The following is a 15,812-nucleotide window of genomic DNA, read 5'->3' on the forward strand; positions in this document are numbered from 1 at the left end:
CGACGTCAAGCCTACATAGACGTATTCACCCAGCACCTAAATCCAGCACCTAAATTCCATAGCCCATTGGCTATGTTTAATATCATGGCTAATTTAGGTGCTGGATGAATTCCATAAGCCATTAGCTATGGTTAACTATCTTGATAATTTAGGTGCTGGGTTCACGGCGTCCTGCCAGGCGAGTTACCGAACCCTCGACAAAGCTCATAACTCGAGGAAGTTATTTTTCGCGAAATCCTTAGCGTCATATCCCTACGTCCGGGATAATGATGCTAATGCACTATAGAATGCCGTTCAGTTGGCGCTTATACCATCCCCGATAAACCGCTTGAAAAATACCATCATAACCCCGCATTTTTTAATAAATCCGCCATTCTGTTCAGCCCTTCTATCCCCTGTATGTCGGTTGCCTGCAACGGAATCGGGTACCTCGGTAGTTCGTTAAAGTCTTGGTCTATTTGCTGCAAGTGTATTTTTTCTTGCCGACGGCGTTGCGCCAAAAAATCACCTTCGGCTTCTTCCGGTAATATGCGGTTGACGACCAAGCCGACTAGAGGCAGCCGCTCTTGCTGCAAGATTTTTACGGTGCGTGCGGTTTCGAGAATCGGCAATTTTTCGGGCGTTAAGACAAACAGCAAGGCCGTTTGCTCGCTGTCTTGAAACAGTTCGCGGGTTCGCTGTAGCAAGCGCTGCCGGGTCAGCAACGTTTCGGCGATAGCTTTGGTGCGTGCGTCCATACCTGCCGTGGCATGCTCTTTTGGATCGGACAGCGGATTATCGATGTCGCGCCCGGCTTTAGGCGTTAAGTGCTCGAGAACTTCAGCCAATTTTTCCGATCGTTGATTGGCGTTTAGCAAGCCCTGAGTCCAAGCGGCGATGGCCTCGGGTAGACTCAATAAACGCAAGGTATGGCCGGTCGGTGCCGTGTCGAAAATCGTCAGATCGTAGTCCTTGAGTCCCAGCGTTAGGGTATTGGCAATGCGTTCGAGCATCGCGGCTTCTTGCGCGCCCGGCGATTGACGGGTCAAGCGCATTTGCCTTTCGATCGCACCGTACATTTCCGGTCGGGTAAACCGCTTCAGTTGGGTGCTCACCCGCTCCAGATGTTGTTCCACTTCGCGGTCGGGGTCCAACTCCAGGCCGTCTATATTGGCCGCCAGCCGGGTGATGTTGTCGCCGATCCGGCAGCCGAATGCATCGGCCAGGCTATGCGCCGGGTCTGTCGAAACCAGCAGCACTTTTTTTCCGCGCCGGCCGGCGAGTAAGGCAAGCGCCGAGGACACCGTGGTTTTTCCGACACCGCCCTTGCCGCCGACCAACAGAATCCGCTTTTCGGTTAACAAACTCATCGCATCAACAGCATTTGATATGGTCCAGCGGCGAGTGCTCCATGCCCATGCGCCGATGCCAGTCGTGAAAACGTTCGAGTAGGATGGGCTGTAATTCCAATGTGTAATAACTAACGGGATTGGGCACCCCCATCATTTCACTGAACACCAGCAACATAAAGAGATCGTCCTGCTCGCGGCGGGCGCGGGCGATAGCCGCTCGATAGGGGGCGTTATAGAACGCTTCGGCATAATGATCGGCACGGTCGAACAAGGCCTTTAGTTCGTTCAATTTCATGGGTTGACGACCCCGGCTTTATTGGCTTTGATTTGTTTGCCGAGTACCCAGCTCGACTCCAGCGAAATAAGGATGGCGGCGATCAATACCACGATATCGAGCGATAGCAGGAACCAGTCTTGTTGGTCGAAAAAACTTTTCAGTTGGATTAGCAGGCCCAGCGTGGTCATGATCAGTAAAAATAGCAACGGTGCCAGGGTATACCACATCGGTCGGCCGCGTTTTACCAGCATCACCGTAATCACCAATAGCGTGAATCCTGCCAGCAATTGATTGGTCGTGCCGAACAACGGCCATATCAAGAGCCCCCCGGAACCGTCGCCGCCGACGCCGAAGGCCAATAGCAAACACGAACCGACCGCCAATAGAGTCGCCTGAAGCGGTTTTTGCAGCCAGCCAACCCGGTAAATAACACCCCATTCCTGAAAGATATAGCGCTGCAAACGCAAGCTGGTATCCATCGTGGTACCGGCAAACAATACGACCATCACGGTCAGTAGTGTTTCCGCCAAAACGTTATCCAGCCCAAGACCTTGCTGCAGGATATTCCCGCCGCCTTGGATGAATGCGCCGACGCCGCCTTGCCCGAAGCTGTGATAAATCGCCTGCCAGTCGCCTAGCGTTGAAAATCCCGCAGTTGTCGCAATGATGGCCGACAATGCTAATAAACCTTCGCCGACCGCGCCGAAATAACCGACAAAACGCAAATCCGGCTCTTTATCCAACTGCTTGGAAGTCGTACCGCTCGACACCAAGCCATGAAAACCGGAGATGGCGCCGCAGGCAATGGTCACGAATAAAATCGGAATGATCGACGGTGTGCCTTCCGGCAAATCGGTATTGAAGGGAGGAGCAACAATCTCGGGGCCTGCAGCCAATACCGCACCGTAAAACAAAATCAGTCCGATGAACAATTGAATGCCGTTGATATAATCTCTCGGTTGCAGCAACACCCATACCGGCAATAACGAAGCGATCGCCGCATAAGCGAATAGGATAATGATCCAGCTTTGGTTTGCGTTTAAACCGGCTACTTGCTCAGGCAATGAAACCGGCAGTTTGGCGCCTACATAAATCATTGCGTACAGAGCAATGACGCCTAACAGTGTTACGCTCATCAAGCCGATGGAGCGGCGATAAATTAGTTGGCCGATAATCAGCGCCACAACGATAGCCCCCCACACCGGTATCGTCGCACTGGGAAAACCAATCAACTGGCGGGCAATGACCACCGCGAACACGGCATTCACCATCAGCAGCAACAGAAAGATCACGATCATGAAACAGCTGCGGGCGCGTTTACCGATAATGTCGCCGGTCAATGAGCCGATCGATTTGGCTTGATTTCGGTTACTAGCCCAGATGCCGCCGGCGTCATGTACGCCGGCAAAGAAGATGGTACCTAAAACAACCCAAACGAAAGCCGGTACCCAGCCCCAAATTACGGCGATAGCGGGACCGATGATCGGCGCGGCGCCGGCCACCGAGGTGAAATGATGCCCCCATAATACATATTTGTTGGTCGGTACATAATCGATACCGTCGTTCAATTCATGAGCCGGGGTCAGAAACTTGGGATCGACTTTAAAGATTTTTTCGCAGATAAATTTTGCGTAGACAAAATAACCCAGCGCCATGGCAGCCAAGCCTATTAACATCAGAAAAATTGCATTCATTCAGCCGACTCTTGAGAGAAAAAGTGCCCTAGATTATCAAAATCCGGCCGATTATACCCCTCGTAGATCAAATTAAGCCCCGAGCATTACTGAAATTTGACGTGCGAAAAGTATAACAAAAATGGCGGCTTGTTTGAGTAGACGGGATGATGAACATCAATATAAGTTGCCGATTACAGTAAAAGTTCGCAGATTTGGGTTCTTTATCTAATTTTTTGATATGAAAAAAAAGAATGTCGGCTCCGAAGAGGGTGCGGTTGCTCGACCGACAGGCGTCGGCGGCAAGGACAGCCGCCGTCGAGCCTACAGGGACGTATTCACCCAGCACCTAAATTCCATAACCCATTGGCTATGGTTAACTATCTTGGATAATTTAGGTGCTGGGTTCACGGCGTCCTGTCGGGCGAGTGACCGCACCCTCCGCCACCAGAGAACTTTCGCAATAAAAAGGGGTCAGGTTTAATTTCGTAAAAAGGGGTCAGGTTTAATTTCAATAAAAAGGGGTCTAAAAAGGGGTCAGGTTTAATTTCGCACTTGACTACGAAACTCGTTGCACAAAAAGTTCGTACATTAAGCTCGAAAGCATGTGCCGTTCTTCAGGTTCTGATTTTTCTTGTTCCTTAAGCTTTAAGTTTGAGGGGGCCGTCGACTTCCAAGTTCCAACTTACCGGGACGAGATTTGTAAACCCGTCCTAAACGTTACCTATATGGATGTAGGTAAGGGGCGTGAGCAGGAGCGGAAGTTTTTCGACCGTAGCTCAAGCAAATCGGAACGTTCGGAGCAGGTTAAATAACCCGCTCCGCGTGAAGGAACTGATACAATTTACTCATTATTTACACAGCAAGAGGACTTATCACCATGCAAAAAATCCATTGGCATTCGTTTGCGACAGCGGACAAAGTTGCCGCGTCCGCTGCACAACAGATCCTTGCAGCCGCCGAACAAGCCATCGAGGCAAGAGGCGCCTTCAAATTGGTCTTGGCGGGAGGAAGCACGCCCAAAAAGGTATATCAATTGTTAGCTGAAAGCTCGGCCGATTGGAGTAACTGGCATATTTATTATGGAGACGAGCGCTGTTTACCGGTTGATCATGCCGAGCGCAATAGCCGAATGGCCGGCGCGGCATTTTTGGGCAAGGTGGCGATTCCAGCCGGCCAAATCCATACGATGCCGGCCGAACTCGGCCCGGAAAAAGCGGCCGAAGCCTACCGCACAACAATCGAACTGGCCGGACGATTCGATATGGTCTTGTTAGGCATGGGCGAAGACGGACATACCGCGAGCTTATTTCCAGGCCACGTTCATTCAACCGATGAAACGGTACATGCCGTTTTCAATTCGCCGAAGCCGCCGCCGGAAAGGGTTTCTTTGAGCGCTAAAACCCTGAGTAATAGCTTGCAGGTGTTGTTTTTAGTGACCGGCGCCGGCAAGCAAGAAGCCGTGAAGCAATGGCGTCAGGGAGAAGTCCTGCCGGTCGCATTAATCAGACCGGAAGCCGGCGTCGATGTTTATATCGATGAGGCCGCTTTAGGCGATGCTTGAGATAGTTGTCAATAAGCCTCTCGCCGAGACCGGCTACTAAGAACACGAAGGAGAGCGAATTTTAAATTTCGGGCCTTCCGTGTTCTTTGTAGTTGAAGTAGGGATTATCGCCAAAGCACAATGCCCGGATTATTGACGACGATATAGCCTCTCGGGTGCCTCCGATAAAACGTATTGCCTACGACAAAATAAGGTGATCCTCGCCACATCACTTGATGATGCAGTCTCGGCAATATCGCTATAATCGCGCCGATCGGCGCATCGACGATGATATAGCCGGATTGAAACGGCTCATAATAAAAGCCGTCATAAAAATAATAACTTGAACGATCGACGACTACCCTCGATGCGCCGCGAGGCAAAGGCCTAGTCCGGTGACCGGGTTTATAATAATGCGGATAGGGCGGCGCCGGCGTGTAGTGTTGCCTAGGCGTCGAATATATGCGTGATCGCGGCGCTTGCGGCGGCGCGGTCCGTTGTTTCGAATGACTGTGCCGGCTCGACCGAGGCCGGTGATCTTGAGCATAGACGCCGCTATTCATCAACAGCATCGCACTGATGGCCAGGGCGATTATTTTTGTTAGATTTTTCATAACGATCTCCCGGTGATACCGAGCGAAACCGCTATCCATCCCTGGCTTGCGGTTGCATTTTGTCCATCGATACTTGCCTTCTCAGCCGTGCTCTTTGTCTATTGCTTAGAAGATCAAGTCGTTGCGCTTATTGTACGTCGACAGTTTTGCCGGATTTTCTTTCCTGTCTTTCCTGGCGTCTCTCTTGACGTTTTTCCTGGCGTTTTTCTTTCCATTTTTCATGGCGCTGCTGTTTTAACGCTTCCATTTTTTGCATTTGCTCTTCATTCAGCACTTCCTGCATACGGCCGCGGGTTTCTTCGTGGATCGCTCTGTATTTTTCATGCTGTTCCTTGAAGATGGATTCCAGCTGAGTGCGTTGTTCTTCAGTCAAGTCCAAATCCTTGGCCAAACGTTCTATTCTTTGTCCATGACGGCCTTCCATATCGCCTTTTCCGCTGCCGGGAGGAAATGCGGCTGCAGTCAACGGAAGTGCCAATGCGATTGCGATTGCGATGATTTTTTTGTTCATGATCTTATCCTCTTGGGGTTAGTAATAAAAGAACGGTTTATCTCCGTTCTTGATGATTAATATAAACGCCAAATGCGTAAACAATTTGCAGCAATTATGGAAACATTGTGAAAGTGCATGACAACGGCAAAAACTCAAAACTCTCTTTTGCCGGTAACGCCGAGATAAAAATAGAGATTTACCCTATACCCTTTATTGCTATTACTACTAACCGCTTACTGCTCACCGTTAACTTGTGGTTCGTAACGGTAGCCGGCGCCATAAACCGAGTGGACTAACTCCTGTCCCGGTAACAAGTCCGATAATTTCTTACGCAACTTTTTAATATGACTATCGATCGTGCGATCGGAAACGATTCGCTGATCTTGATAAATCAAGTCCATTAATTTCGACCGCGAAAAAATCCGTCCGGGCTGATCGTATAAGGCCTGCAACAATTGAAATTCCACCGCAGTCAATTCGGTTTCCTTATGCCCCGCCCGGACCCGAAAACTTTCCGGAACGAGCGATATCGGACCTTCGGTGCCGCTTACCTCTTGCGGCTTCAACCTGCGTAAGACCGCCTTGACGCGCGCGACCATTTCGCGCGGACTAAATGGTTTACAAATATAATCATCCGCGCCTAATTCTAAGCCCAACAACCTGTCGACTTCTTCGATACGTGCGGTCACGATGATAATCGGCACGGTACTGAAAGCCCGTATTTCTCGGCAAATCTCCAGCCCATCCTTACCCGGCAGCATTAAATCCAATAAAATCAAATCGACCGGATTTTGCTTAAACCAGGGTACCACTTTAAGACCGTCATCGAGGCATTCGGTTGCATAACCGGCATTGTTTAAATAATCCGCCTCTAGCCGTGCCAGCTTGAGTTCGTCTTCTACGATCAAAATACGGCTCATAAAAATATTCCTCAGATCAAATGCCTCCCATTGTCAATCGCCATAGCTATCATGAATGCTGCTTTTCTAGGATATTGACGGTAACGCAATACGGATGTTAAGCCCGCCCAATTTTGATTTCCCGGCTGTAATCGTACCGTTGTGCGCATGGGCGATATTCGCGCAAATGGCAAGGCCTAGCCCAGCGCCGCCATGATGTCGGCTGCGAGAACTTTCGACTCGATAAAAGCGATCGAATAAATGCCTTATTTCCTGTTCGGGAACGCCGGGTGCGCTGTCGGCGAATTCGATAAGCAACAAACCGCTTTTTTGCATGACGACGATCTTTAAACAACCGCCGGCATCGGTGTATTTGGCGCTGTTGCTCAATAGATTGCGGAATAGTTGCGACAATCGGTCCGGGTCGGCATGAATGCGCACGGTTTTGGTCAGACGATTCAGCAACTGCAAGCGGATTTGCCGGTTATCGAATTCCGGCGATAAGGCGGCGATATCCTCCTGCAGCACTGGAATCGGGTCGAGCGTTTGCTTGCGATAGCTAAGCGCGCCTTGATCTGAAAGCGCCAATTGATAAAGATCCTCCGTCAAACGATTCAGTCTCATGACATCGCCAAGCAGCGAATCGACCGCTTCGGCTGTCAGCGGACGGATTCCGTCTTGCAAGGCCTCCAATTCTCCATGCAGCACCGCCAAAGGTGTACGCAATTCATGGGAAATATCGGCGACCCAGCGCCGTCTCGATTGTTCGGACCGTTCCAACGCCGTTGCCAATTCGTTAAAATCGCGCGCTAAATGCCCGAGTTCGTCGGACGATTCGACAGGAAGCCTTACATCGTATCGGCCGATGGCAAGCGCTTTCGCCGCCGTGGTTATCCGTTTTAGCGGCCTTCCCAGCATATAAGCCAATAGCCAGGCCAGAAAGGCGGAAAGCAATATCATCAATAAGGCAATCCAGACAAAGGCCTTAGCCTGACCCTCGATAAATCGCAATTCGCCGGGTTGGCTGGGCGTTTGACCCGGCAAAATTCCCAAATACCCGACAATACCGTTCTGGTAATGGATAGGCTCCAGTTCCTCTAACTGCTCGATGGCATCGACGCGTCCATATATGATCTTTCGATCGGCGCGCAACAGCATGACGCGCAGCTGCAAAGGTGTATAACGCCGGCTCATCGAATTTTCCGGCATAGCTGGAGGCCAATAACCGGACGGTTCGCTTTGCGCCTGCTCTATCAAAATAGGCGGCGGACGATGACGACGATGATCGGACTGCCATAACAAATCAATCCACAACTGTTTATTAGCCGCCAATTTTTCCCAATCGGGATCATGGCCATAATAATCGCTGAGCGTTTCGATAAGCGTCGACACGCGCTCCTGCTGTCTTGATTTGATGAATTCGTTAAACCCCCGATCCAAAGACCAGCGCATAAACGCATACATCCCCGAAACCAAAAGCAGCGTGGTGAGCAGGAAAGTCAGGAATAATTTGATACGTATACTTCGAGCGGTCATGTTTGCGGCTTTTATGGCAATGCTATTTTGTTCGAGAGCAAAGCGCGAAAACAGGTGCATAGCAAGCTATGTAACTGTTTTCGCAACGCCGCTATCGAACAAAATAGCGAGTTAGAAAACAGCAAATGTGGACGCGCGAAGTATATAGATTGGCGCACAAGCTTTACCCATTAAGCGATAGCTCATTGTTGCCGGTAATTGTGCAAAAATTAAGGAACGTTAGCCGTTCAACACCCGGAATAAAATTTCCTTAACGTTTTGCGGCTCGAACGGCTTGTCGCAAATCGCCGATACGCCGGCTTGCTGAACTTGATCCAAGCGGGTTTCGTTCGATTCGCTGGTGACCATGAGAATCGGTATGAAGGTATTTTGCCGGTCGTTTCGGATATGACTGACCAGTTCCCGTCCGTCCATTTCCGGCATGTTGTAATCGGTCACGATTAAATCGAAGGCTTCGCCAGTCTCTTGAAATAGCTCGGCCGCCGCCTTGCCGTCATTGGCCGTGGTAATCTGAGTGATGCCCATGTTATTCAACACCCGAACGATATGCTTACGCGCCATCGAACTGTCGTCGACCACCAAGACGCGCAAGGCTTCGATCGCATAATTATCCAGCGCGAGTTCTTCCGGTTCGATGAATTCGATCGTCGATCGTAAGGCTCTTCGCAAATTGTCATGATCGAAGGGCTTGGGTAATATAGCCACGACACCGGCCTGCCGGATCGGGTCCAAGGCTGAAATCCGCGTCTCGCTGGATATCAACATAAACGGAACGTCGCTCAGCTCGTCATTAGCTTTGATTTTAAAAATCATCTCGGCAGCCGTCATGTCCGGCAAATACATACTGCTGATGATTAAATCGGGCTTATAATCGGACAATATCGTCAAAGCCGAATCACCCGAGTCCGCCCCTTCAATATTGGCAATCCCTTCTTCTTTAAGATGTTTGATGATGACTTTAAGCTGCGTCGATGAAGGTTCGACCAGTAAAATCGATAGGTCTTCTATTTTTAAAGATCTCATAAGCGGTTGATTGATACGTTCCCGTTGCGGTTAGCGGTTAGCGGTTAGCGGTTAGCGGTTAGCGGTTAGCGGTTAGCGGTTAGCGGAATTTTGAAAGCCATTGTATCCTTAGTCAAATAAAGTCTACTCCCTGCTAACGGCTAACCGTTCACCACTGACTCAATATTTCTAAAGTTTAGACGTATTCCTTGCCTTTTGTAGTCTCGTGCCCGGTTTTAATCGCGATAATTTTTTTTCGAATGAAATCAATAAACCGGAACCTTTGTAATATAATCACGCGCACGGTTTTAGCTTCGTATTTATGAAGATTTGGCCAAAACAATGTCAAAAAGCAGCGGAAGAAGAAACAATTGCAGGAAAACTGGTCGTAGTTGAAAACCATTTGAGTTGTAATTCGTTAACTAACTCTAAAACAACTCCCTGCTTTTTCGTTGTCTTTATGATTAATTGTTCATAATAGAGAATGCCTCTAAACCGGGGCTCCGTATAACTATAACAAATGAGGATAGGAATATGTGTTGGAGTGGAGAAGCATCGACCGTTTTGGCGGCCGCAGGGCTGTCGACGGCGGTTTATGTCGCCAGGAAAGGCGAATCGAACGAATTGTGGATTCCATTGGTGTATTTTGCACTGATGGAACTCCTGCAAGCGGCAACCTACGTTTACATCAATCTATGCGACAATCCGAATAATCAGATATTGACGCTTTTCGGTTATGTTCACATCGCTTTTCAGCCATTTTTCGTCAATATGGTCGCGATGTATTTCATTCCGGAAAGCGTCAAATTAAAAATTCGTACGACTGTTTATACGATTTGCGCGATGGGATCGTTGGCGATGTTGGTTAAGATGTTTCCTTTCGATTGGGCCGGTTCGTGTCAAATCGGTGTCGAAGGTTTTTGCGGACCGGCAACCTGCTCGGTATCCGGCGATTGGCATATCGCTTGGCAAATGCCATTGAACGGCTTAATGTCCGAACCGCAAAGCTGGCTATTCGGTTTCGATTGGGGTTTGCATGCCTTTACTTACATATTGGTGTCTTTCTATCTGCCGCTACTTTACGGATCTTGGCGTTTTGTCGGATTCCATTATTTAATCGGTCCGTTCGTTTCCGATCTGACCACAACCGATCCGAACGAATATGCCGCTGTTTGGTGTCTGTTTTCGATCGCCTTATGCGTATCGGTTATCAAAACGCCAATCCGCAAGCATTTGCATGTCAAAACATGGCCTTATTATCATCGCCAAGTGTCGGACGCTTTATAAAGGCCTAAAACGGCGCGCTGTCCGGCTCATTGACGTAGCTGTCAACAGGGGGCGCGTCAGTCCGGTAAGGATCGCCGGAATCCGGCTGCCAGGGATGGCGCCGAATCTATTTTTCTGGCTCCCACGGTCCTCCGTGGGAACCCATACCTTGGCTGCCGAGGCAAGATCGGCATGCATTCCCGCCTCATTAAAACTTCTAGTGCGAAGCCAAAATCATGCTCAGCTACCGTCACGGATTTCATGCCGGCAATTTCGCCGATGTACTCAAACACAGCCTGCTTTGTTTGACGATCATCGAACTCAAGAAAAAAGACAAACCCTTCGTTTATATCGACACACATGCCGGCGCCGGGGCCTATTCTTTGCAGTCGCCCTTTGCCGAAAAAACCGGCGAATACCGTCAAGGCATCGGCTGCCTGTATTCCAGTCAAACCGCTCATCCTTTGCTCGATAGTTATTTTGCTGGAGTTCGCTCGCTAAACACCGATAATAAACTAAGCCATTATCCAGGTTCGCCGGAATTTGTCCGAGCGATGATGCGTTCTCAGGACAGGATGCAACTTAGCGAACTGCACGGTAGCGATTTTGCGGTCTTGCAAGAACGCTACCGTAACGACCGTCAAATAAGCGTGGCTCAAGAGGACGGCTTAAAAAATCTAATGAAAAAACTTCCGCCGGTACAGAAAAGAGGATTGATTTTTATCGACCCGAGTTATGAAGTGAAGGAGGATTACAGCCGTGTGGTTGAAACGCTCGCTAAAGCGTACCGGCGTTTCGCTACCGGCGTGTATTGTCTTTGGTATCCCGTGATTCGCCGGGAAACGGTCGATAATTTAATGGCGGAACTTGCCGAGACCGGCATTAGGAAACAATTGCGGATCGAACACTGTGTGCTTCCGGACAGCGAGGAATTGGGCATGACCGGATCGGGCTTGTTGTTCATTAATCCGCCTTGGCAATTGGAAAGCCAGGCCCATGAATTACTGCCTTGGTTGAACGATAGACTTACGGATGGAACGGGGACTTGGTCTGTCGATTGGCTGGTTCCGGAATGATATGACCCGATAATGTCACGATTCACGTTTCGGCTTCAATTTTGCCGTCCACGATACGAATCTTGCGCTTAGCCCGCTCACCGATCGCTTGATCGTGCGTGATCACCACCAAAGTCACGCCTTGTTCGTTAAGGCGCTCCAATAGATCGATGATTTCGGCGCCCGATTTACTGTCGAGATTGCCGGTCGGCTCGTCGGCCAGAAGAATACCGGGGTTCATGATCATCGCTCGGGCGATCGCGACGCGCTGCAACTGGCCGCCGGATAATTGATCGGGCCGATGGCCGGCTCGATCGGACAAACCGACTTGCTTCAAGGCTGTTTCGATTCGCTGTTGCCGTTCCTTTCGGTCGATTCCGGCCAGCATCATCGGCATTTCGACATTTTCGGCGGCGGTCAGGCGTGGGATCAAATGAAAAAATTGGAATACGAAGCCGATATTTTCGCGACGCACCTTGGCCAATTCGTCATCGCTATACTGTGTAATATCGCGGTCGTTTAAAAAATAGCGACCGGAACTAGGCTGATCCAGCAGCGCAATCACATTCAATAAGGTCGACTTCCCGGAACCCGACGGCCCCATCACCGATAGGTATTCGCCGTGCTCAATGGTCAAATCGATACCGTCGAGCGCATGCACCGTCTGTTCCCCGACTTGAAAGTACCGATGAATGTTTTCCAGGCGAATCATTGCTTTTCGCGTACTGCAACGCCTTGTTCGATGCCTTCCTGGCCTACCGAGTACACGACCCGATCGCCCTTGTCGAGCCCCGACACGACTTCGGTAAAATTCCAATTCGCCAAGCCCGGTTCGAAGCGGCGCTCTTCAAGAATGCCGTCGGCTCCTATCAGCAAAACCCGCTCGGTACCTAAAATCGCTTCGGCGGGTAGTCTCAAGGCATTGTCCTTACGCGCCAACAGCACTTCGACATCGGCGCTGTAACCGGGCATCAAACCTTCAAGATCCTTCGGGTCGGTTAATATGACTTCGATTTCGACAGTGCGCGCCTGCTTTTCCTTTTCCAAGACATAAGGCGCGATGCGCGATACCTTGCCGGAACAACGCTCGCCGCTAAAGGCATCGAGCGACACGCAAGCCTGCATTCCGGTTCTGATCTGTGCGGCATCGACTTCATCGATAGGCGCCGAGACGAATAAACAACTCAGATCCAGCAAATCGATCGGCGGCAACGTGAGAATACCGGGCGGCGACGGTGTGACGAATTCGCCTACTTCGGCGTTGACTTCGGCGACGACACCGTCGAACGGCGCGCGTATTATCGTGCGTTCGACGGCGGCCTTGGCGACATTCAAATTCGCAATACCGACCTCGACGTTAATGCGGGCAGACCGACAATTGGCTTGTTGCGCCTTGGCCTGAGTCACGGCCTTGTCGACCATGTCGACCGAAACGAATTGTTTGCTGCGTTGCAACTTAACCAGCCGATCGGCCTCGCGGCCCGCGCCGTCGGCTAGTTCGCAAATTTGTTCAGCATTGGCCCGATTGACTTTAATTTGTGCCGATTGAAGCTCGACTTGTGCCTTCAAATCGTCGTTCCAGATTTCGAGCAACAATTGATTTCGTTTAACGCCATCGCCTTCCGCGGCATGCAATACCGCCACCTGACCGCCGGTAGCAGGAGCCAAATAGGATCTACGGCAAGCCTTGACGGTGCCGACGCGGGTATTCGACACGGTCGCCTTGACCTCGCCTTCAGTCAAGACATAGACCTCGACTTCGACCGGTTTGGGCCGTTTCGCGTAATAATAAGCGCCGACGATGACTCCTATCACCGCAAGGCTAATCAGTGCAGACCGACTCATGTTGTCAGGCGCTGTTCCAGATTCGTTCGCAACACATTTAAAAAGTCTTCGGTAGTCAAATAATGCGAGTCATTCAGGTCGTCTCCGTGAATACACAGCGCCAGGTCTTTGGTCATTTGCCCGGCTTCGACGGTTTCGACGCAAACTTTCTCAAGCGTGTCGCAAAAATCGATCAAGGCCTGATTGCCGTCCAACTTGCCTCGAAATGCAAGGCCCCGCGTCCAGGCGAAAATCGATGCTATGGGGTTGGTTGAGGTCTTTTTGCCTTGTTGGTGCATGCGGTAATGCCGCGTTACTGTGCCGTGCGCGGCTTCGGCCTCCATGATTTGACCGTCCGGCGTTACTAGGGTCGAAGTCATTAGTCCCAACGAACCGAAACCTTGCGCGACTGTATCGGATTGCACGTCGCCGTCGTAATTCTTGCAGGCCCAAACGAATGCGCCGTTCCATTTCAATGCCGATGCGACCATGTCGTCGATCAGCTTATGTTCATAAGTTATGCCTATCTCGGCGAAACTATCCTTGTATTCGGCCTGATAGACCGCTTCGAAAATATCCTTGAAGCGCCCGTCGTATTTTTTCAGAATCGTGTTCTTGGTCGACAGGTACAACGGCCAGCCGCGATCCAATGCAACATTGAAGCAACTGCGTGCAAAACCTGATATCGATTCATCGGTGTTGTACATCGCCAAGGCCACGCCGTCGCCCTCGAAATGATAGACTTCGAAATCCTGAACTTCGCCGCCGTCATCCGGCGTAAAGCTGATACGCAGCGTGCCCTTGCCTTTCGTTATAAAATCAGTCGCGCGGTATTGATCGCCGAAAGCATGACGTCCGATGCAGATAGGTTGCGTCCAATTCGGCACCAACCGGGGAACATTTCGGCAAATGATCGGTTCTCGAAATACGGTGCCGTCGAGAATATTTCGTATCGTGCCGTTCGGCGATTTATACATTTTCTTCAGATTGAATTCTTCGACACGTCCTTCGTCCGGCGTAATCGTCGCGCATTTGATGCCGACGCCGTGTTTTTTGATCGCATGTGCAGCATCGATCGTAATTTGATCTTCGGTCGCATCGCGCTGTTGAATGCTCAAATCGTAATAGTCGATCGTCAGGTCCAGATAGGGCAGAATTAATTCCTGCTTGATGAAATGCCAAATGATTCGGGTCATTTCGTCGCCGTCCAGTTCGACAACCGGCGATTTAACGGGGATTTTGGTCATGCCGCGCTCCTTTAGATTTTGGGATAGATAAAGTATAGCTTTAAATACGAATATCTCGATTGCTCTCCCTATTCTTCAGGCTTTTCTTGTTCTTCTGCAGGGGTTTCGCCTTCTTCATCCGCAGGTTCCGTTTCTTCGACTTCTTCCGGCGCTTCCTGAGCGTCTGCTTGCTCGAGGATTTTGATGATGCGCTCATTACCGACTTTTTTCGCTCGGCCCAATACCGTTATATTTTGATTGTCTTTGGCATTGACATCGGCGCCTGCCGTTATCAACAAGTTAACGATATTTTCATGACTGAAAATCAATGCATCCATCAACGCTGTCGTTCCGGTATTATCGGCCATATTCACATCGGCACCGTAAGCCAAAAGAGTTTGCACAATCCGCGCATTACCGCCGAAACTCGCCCCCATCAATGCCGTGCGCCCGCCGGGAGCTGCGCTATTAACATCGAGACCTTGAGCCAGAAGCGCTTCGACTCGGGCTTGATTACCGCCGACCGCGGCGGAAAACAAATCAGTAGCGCTTGCCGCATAGGCATTCAAAGGCAACAAAAGCAATAGAATTGGAAACGCTCTGTTGATTCTCATTTTGAATAGTTGCTTGCGTTTAAAACCGAGTTAAGTTGAAATACTAATCAATTTAGCATTCATAATTTATACCATCGTCGATGAGCACAAAAAATAAAATCATTATCGAGGCTATCCCTCATTTCATCGAAACGCAATCATACCCGGAAGAAGGACGTTACGTCTTCGCCTATACGATTACGATCACCAATGCCGGCATGATTCCGGCGAAATTATTGACTCGGCATTGGTTGATTACCGATGCCAACGGCAAAGTACAAGAAGTTACGGGCGAAGGCGTCATCGGCGAACAACCCTATCTCAAACCCGGCGAATCATTTCGTTATACCAGCGGCGCAATGATCGAAACGCCGGTAGGCGTGATGCAAGGCAAATATTCGATGTGCTCCGATGACGGCGAGGATTTTGAAGCTTATATCCCTAAGTTCACGCTGTCGATTCCTAGAACCTTACATTAAC

The 15,812-nt window shown here is 50.1% G+C and carries 16 protein-coding genes; 4 read left to right on the forward strand and 12 right to left on the reverse strand.

All coding sequences use genetic code 11. From position 1 onward, the window contains the following. Positions 1-341: 341 nt before the first annotated feature. From ACINK7_RS21840 to ACINK7_RS21850, 3 genes are read right to left on the reverse strand one after another with little or no spacing between them, the layout of a single operon-like run. A complete protein-coding gene (locus ACINK7_RS21840) occupies positions 342-1,349 on the reverse strand; it encodes an ArsA family ATPase (RefSeq protein ID WP_404358679.1) in 1,008 nt (335 codons plus the stop codon). 4 nt (positions 1,350-1,353) lie between these two features. After that, the gene (locus tag ACINK7_RS21845; RefSeq protein WP_404358681.1) at positions 1,354-1,626 is read right to left on the reverse strand and encodes a cory-CC-star protein; all 273 of its coding nucleotides are present in this window, start codon (positions 1,624-1,626) and stop codon (positions 1,354-1,356) included. Then, a complete protein-coding gene (locus ACINK7_RS21850) occupies positions 1,623-3,302 on the reverse strand; it encodes a carbon starvation protein A (RefSeq protein ID WP_404358683.1) in 1,680 nt (559 codons plus the stop codon). The genes ACINK7_RS21845 and ACINK7_RS21850 overlap by 4 nt, the downstream gene beginning before the upstream one ends. 859 nt (positions 3,303-4,161) lie before the next feature. Between ACINK7_RS21850 and pgl the strand changes: the two genes are divergently transcribed. Next, on the forward strand, positions 4,162-4,845 hold the full coding sequence (pgl, locus tag ACINK7_RS21855) for a 6-phosphogluconolactonase (RefSeq protein ID WP_404358685.1): 684 nt from the start codon (positions 4,162-4,164) through the stop codon (positions 4,843-4,845). Between the two features lie 104 nt (positions 4,846-4,949). Here pgl and ACINK7_RS21860 read toward each other — a convergent pair whose 3' ends face one another. The 5 genes from ACINK7_RS21860 to ACINK7_RS21880 form a co-directional block, all read right to left on the reverse strand. Beyond that, entirely contained in the window at positions 4,950-5,438 is a 489-nt protein-coding gene (locus ACINK7_RS21860; protein ID WP_404358687.1) for a DUF6515 family protein, read from the reverse strand. Positions 5,439-5,565: 127 nt separating this feature from the next. Next, on the reverse strand, positions 5,566-5,949 hold the full coding sequence (locus ACINK7_RS21865; protein ID WP_404358689.1) for a hypothetical protein: 384 nt from the start codon (positions 5,947-5,949) through the stop codon (positions 5,566-5,568). Positions 5,950-6,164: 215 nt separating this feature from the next. Beyond that, positions 6,165-6,851, reverse strand: coding sequence for a response regulator (locus ACINK7_RS21870; RefSeq protein WP_404358691.1), 687 nt, complete (start codon positions 6,849-6,851; stop codon positions 6,165-6,167). 66 nt (positions 6,852-6,917) lie between these two features. Beyond that, positions 6,918-8,366, reverse strand: a complete 1,449-nt coding sequence (locus tag ACINK7_RS21875; RefSeq protein ID WP_404358692.1) for an ATP-binding protein — start codon at positions 8,364-8,366, stop codon at positions 6,918-6,920. Between the two features lie 219 nt (positions 8,367-8,585). Continuing rightward, positions 8,586-9,389: a response regulator gene (locus ACINK7_RS21880; RefSeq protein ID WP_404358694.1), complete on the reverse strand. Its 804-nt coding sequence runs from the start codon at positions 9,387-9,389 to the stop codon at positions 8,586-8,588. A gap of 513 nt (positions 9,390-9,902) precedes the next feature. Between ACINK7_RS21880 and ACINK7_RS21885 the strand changes: the two genes are divergently transcribed. Together ACINK7_RS21885 and ACINK7_RS21890 are read left to right on the forward strand one after the other, a co-directional pair. After that, a complete protein-coding gene (locus ACINK7_RS21885; protein WP_014150254.1) occupies positions 9,903-10,655 on the forward strand; it encodes a DUF5765 domain-containing protein in 753 nt (250 codons plus the stop codon). A gap of 215 nt (positions 10,656-10,870) precedes the next feature. Beyond that, positions 10,871-11,710 (forward strand): 23S rRNA (adenine(2030)-N(6))-methyltransferase RlmJ, encoded by an 840-nt coding sequence (locus ACINK7_RS21890; RefSeq protein ID WP_404358696.1) that lies wholly within the window; start codon positions 10,871-10,873, stop codon positions 11,708-11,710. 22 nt (positions 11,711-11,732) lie between these two features. On the opposite strand, the gene ACINK7_RS21895 is transcribed toward ACINK7_RS21890, so the two are convergent. The 4 genes from ACINK7_RS21895 to ACINK7_RS21910 all read right to left on the reverse strand — a co-directional run bounded on the left by ACINK7_RS21895 (position 11,733) and on the right by ACINK7_RS21910 (position 15,353). After that, on the reverse strand, positions 11,733-12,401 hold the full coding sequence (locus tag ACINK7_RS21895; protein WP_404358698.1) for an ABC transporter ATP-binding protein: 669 nt from the start codon (positions 12,399-12,401) through the stop codon (positions 11,733-11,735). After that, positions 12,398-13,534 (reverse strand): efflux RND transporter periplasmic adaptor subunit, encoded by a 1,137-nt coding sequence (locus tag ACINK7_RS21900; RefSeq protein WP_404358699.1) that lies wholly within the window; start codon positions 13,532-13,534, stop codon positions 12,398-12,400. The genes ACINK7_RS21895 and ACINK7_RS21900 overlap by 4 nt, the downstream gene beginning before the upstream one ends. Continuing rightward, on the reverse strand, positions 13,531-14,760 hold the full coding sequence (locus tag ACINK7_RS21905) for an NADP-dependent isocitrate dehydrogenase (protein ID WP_404358701.1): 1,230 nt from the start codon (positions 14,758-14,760) through the stop codon (positions 13,531-13,533). Before ACINK7_RS21905 ends, ACINK7_RS21900 begins: the two co-directional genes overlap by 4 nt. 68 nt (positions 14,761-14,828) lie before the next feature. Further along, positions 14,829-15,353, reverse strand: a complete 525-nt coding sequence (locus ACINK7_RS21910; protein WP_404358703.1) for an ankyrin repeat domain-containing protein — start codon at positions 15,351-15,353, stop codon at positions 14,829-14,831. Between the two features lie 80 nt (positions 15,354-15,433). Between ACINK7_RS21910 and apaG the strand changes: the two genes are divergently transcribed. Further along, complete coding sequence (apaG, locus tag ACINK7_RS21915; protein ID WP_404358705.1) at positions 15,434-15,811, forward strand: Co2+/Mg2+ efflux protein ApaG; 378 nt, start codon at positions 15,434-15,436, stop codon at positions 15,809-15,811. Position 15,812 lies beyond the last annotated feature (1 nt).

The sequence above is a fragment of the Methylotuvimicrobium sp. KM1 genome (assembly GCF_044788715.1).
GTDB lineage: Bacteria > Pseudomonadota > Gammaproteobacteria > Methylococcales > Methylomonadaceae > Methylotuvimicrobium.

Coding starts and splice junctions, on each gene's coding strand:
- ACINK7_RS21840 (WP_404358679.1), bottom strand. CDS start 1,349: ATGAGTTTGTTAACCGAAAAGCGGATTCTGTTGGTCGGCGGCAAGGGC.
- ACINK7_RS21845 (WP_404358681.1), bottom strand. CDS start 1,626: ATGAAATTGAACGAACTAAAGGCCTTGTTCGACCGTGCCGATCATTAT.
- ACINK7_RS21850 (WP_404358683.1), bottom strand. CDS start 3,302: ATGAATGCAATTTTTCTGATGTTAATAGGCTTGGCTGCCATGGCGCTG.
- pgl (WP_404358685.1), top strand. CDS start 4,162: ATGCAAAAAATCCATTGGCATTCGTTTGCGACAGCGGACAAAGTTGCC.
- ACINK7_RS21860 (WP_404358687.1), bottom strand. CDS start 5,438: ATGAAAAATCTAACAAAAATAATCGCCCTGGCCATCAGTGCGATGCTG.
- ACINK7_RS21865 (WP_404358689.1), bottom strand. CDS start 5,949: ATGAACAAAAAAATCATCGCAATCGCAATCGCATTGGCACTTCCGTTG.
- ACINK7_RS21870 (WP_404358691.1), bottom strand. CDS start 6,851: ATGAGCCGTATTTTGATCGTAGAAGACGAACTCAAGCTGGCACGGCTA.
- ACINK7_RS21875 (WP_404358692.1), bottom strand. CDS start 8,366: ATGACCGCTCGAAGTATACGTATCAAATTATTCCTGACTTTCCTGCTC.
- ACINK7_RS21880 (WP_404358694.1), bottom strand. CDS start 9,389: ATGAGATCTTTAAAAATAGAAGACCTATCGATTTTACTGGTCGAACCT.
- ACINK7_RS21885 (WP_014150254.1), top strand. CDS start 9,903: ATGTGTTGGAGTGGAGAAGCATCGACCGTTTTGGCGGCCGCAGGGCTG.
- ACINK7_RS21890 (WP_404358696.1), top strand. CDS start 10,871: ATGCTCAGCTACCGTCACGGATTTCATGCCGGCAATTTCGCCGATGTA.
- ACINK7_RS21895 (WP_404358698.1), bottom strand. CDS start 12,401: ATGATTCGCCTGGAAAACATTCATCGGTACTTTCAAGTCGGGGAACAG.
- ACINK7_RS21900 (WP_404358699.1), bottom strand. CDS start 13,534: ATGAGTCGGTCTGCACTGATTAGCCTTGCGGTGATAGGAGTCATCGTC.
- ACINK7_RS21905 (WP_404358701.1), bottom strand. CDS start 14,760: ATGACCAAAATCCCCGTTAAATCGCCGGTTGTCGAACTGGACGGCGAC.
- ACINK7_RS21910 (WP_404358703.1), bottom strand. CDS start 15,353: ATGAGAATCAACAGAGCGTTTCCAATTCTATTGCTTTTGTTGCCTTTG.
- apaG (WP_404358705.1), top strand. CDS start 15,434: ATGAGCACAAAAAATAAAATCATTATCGAGGCTATCCCTCATTTCATC.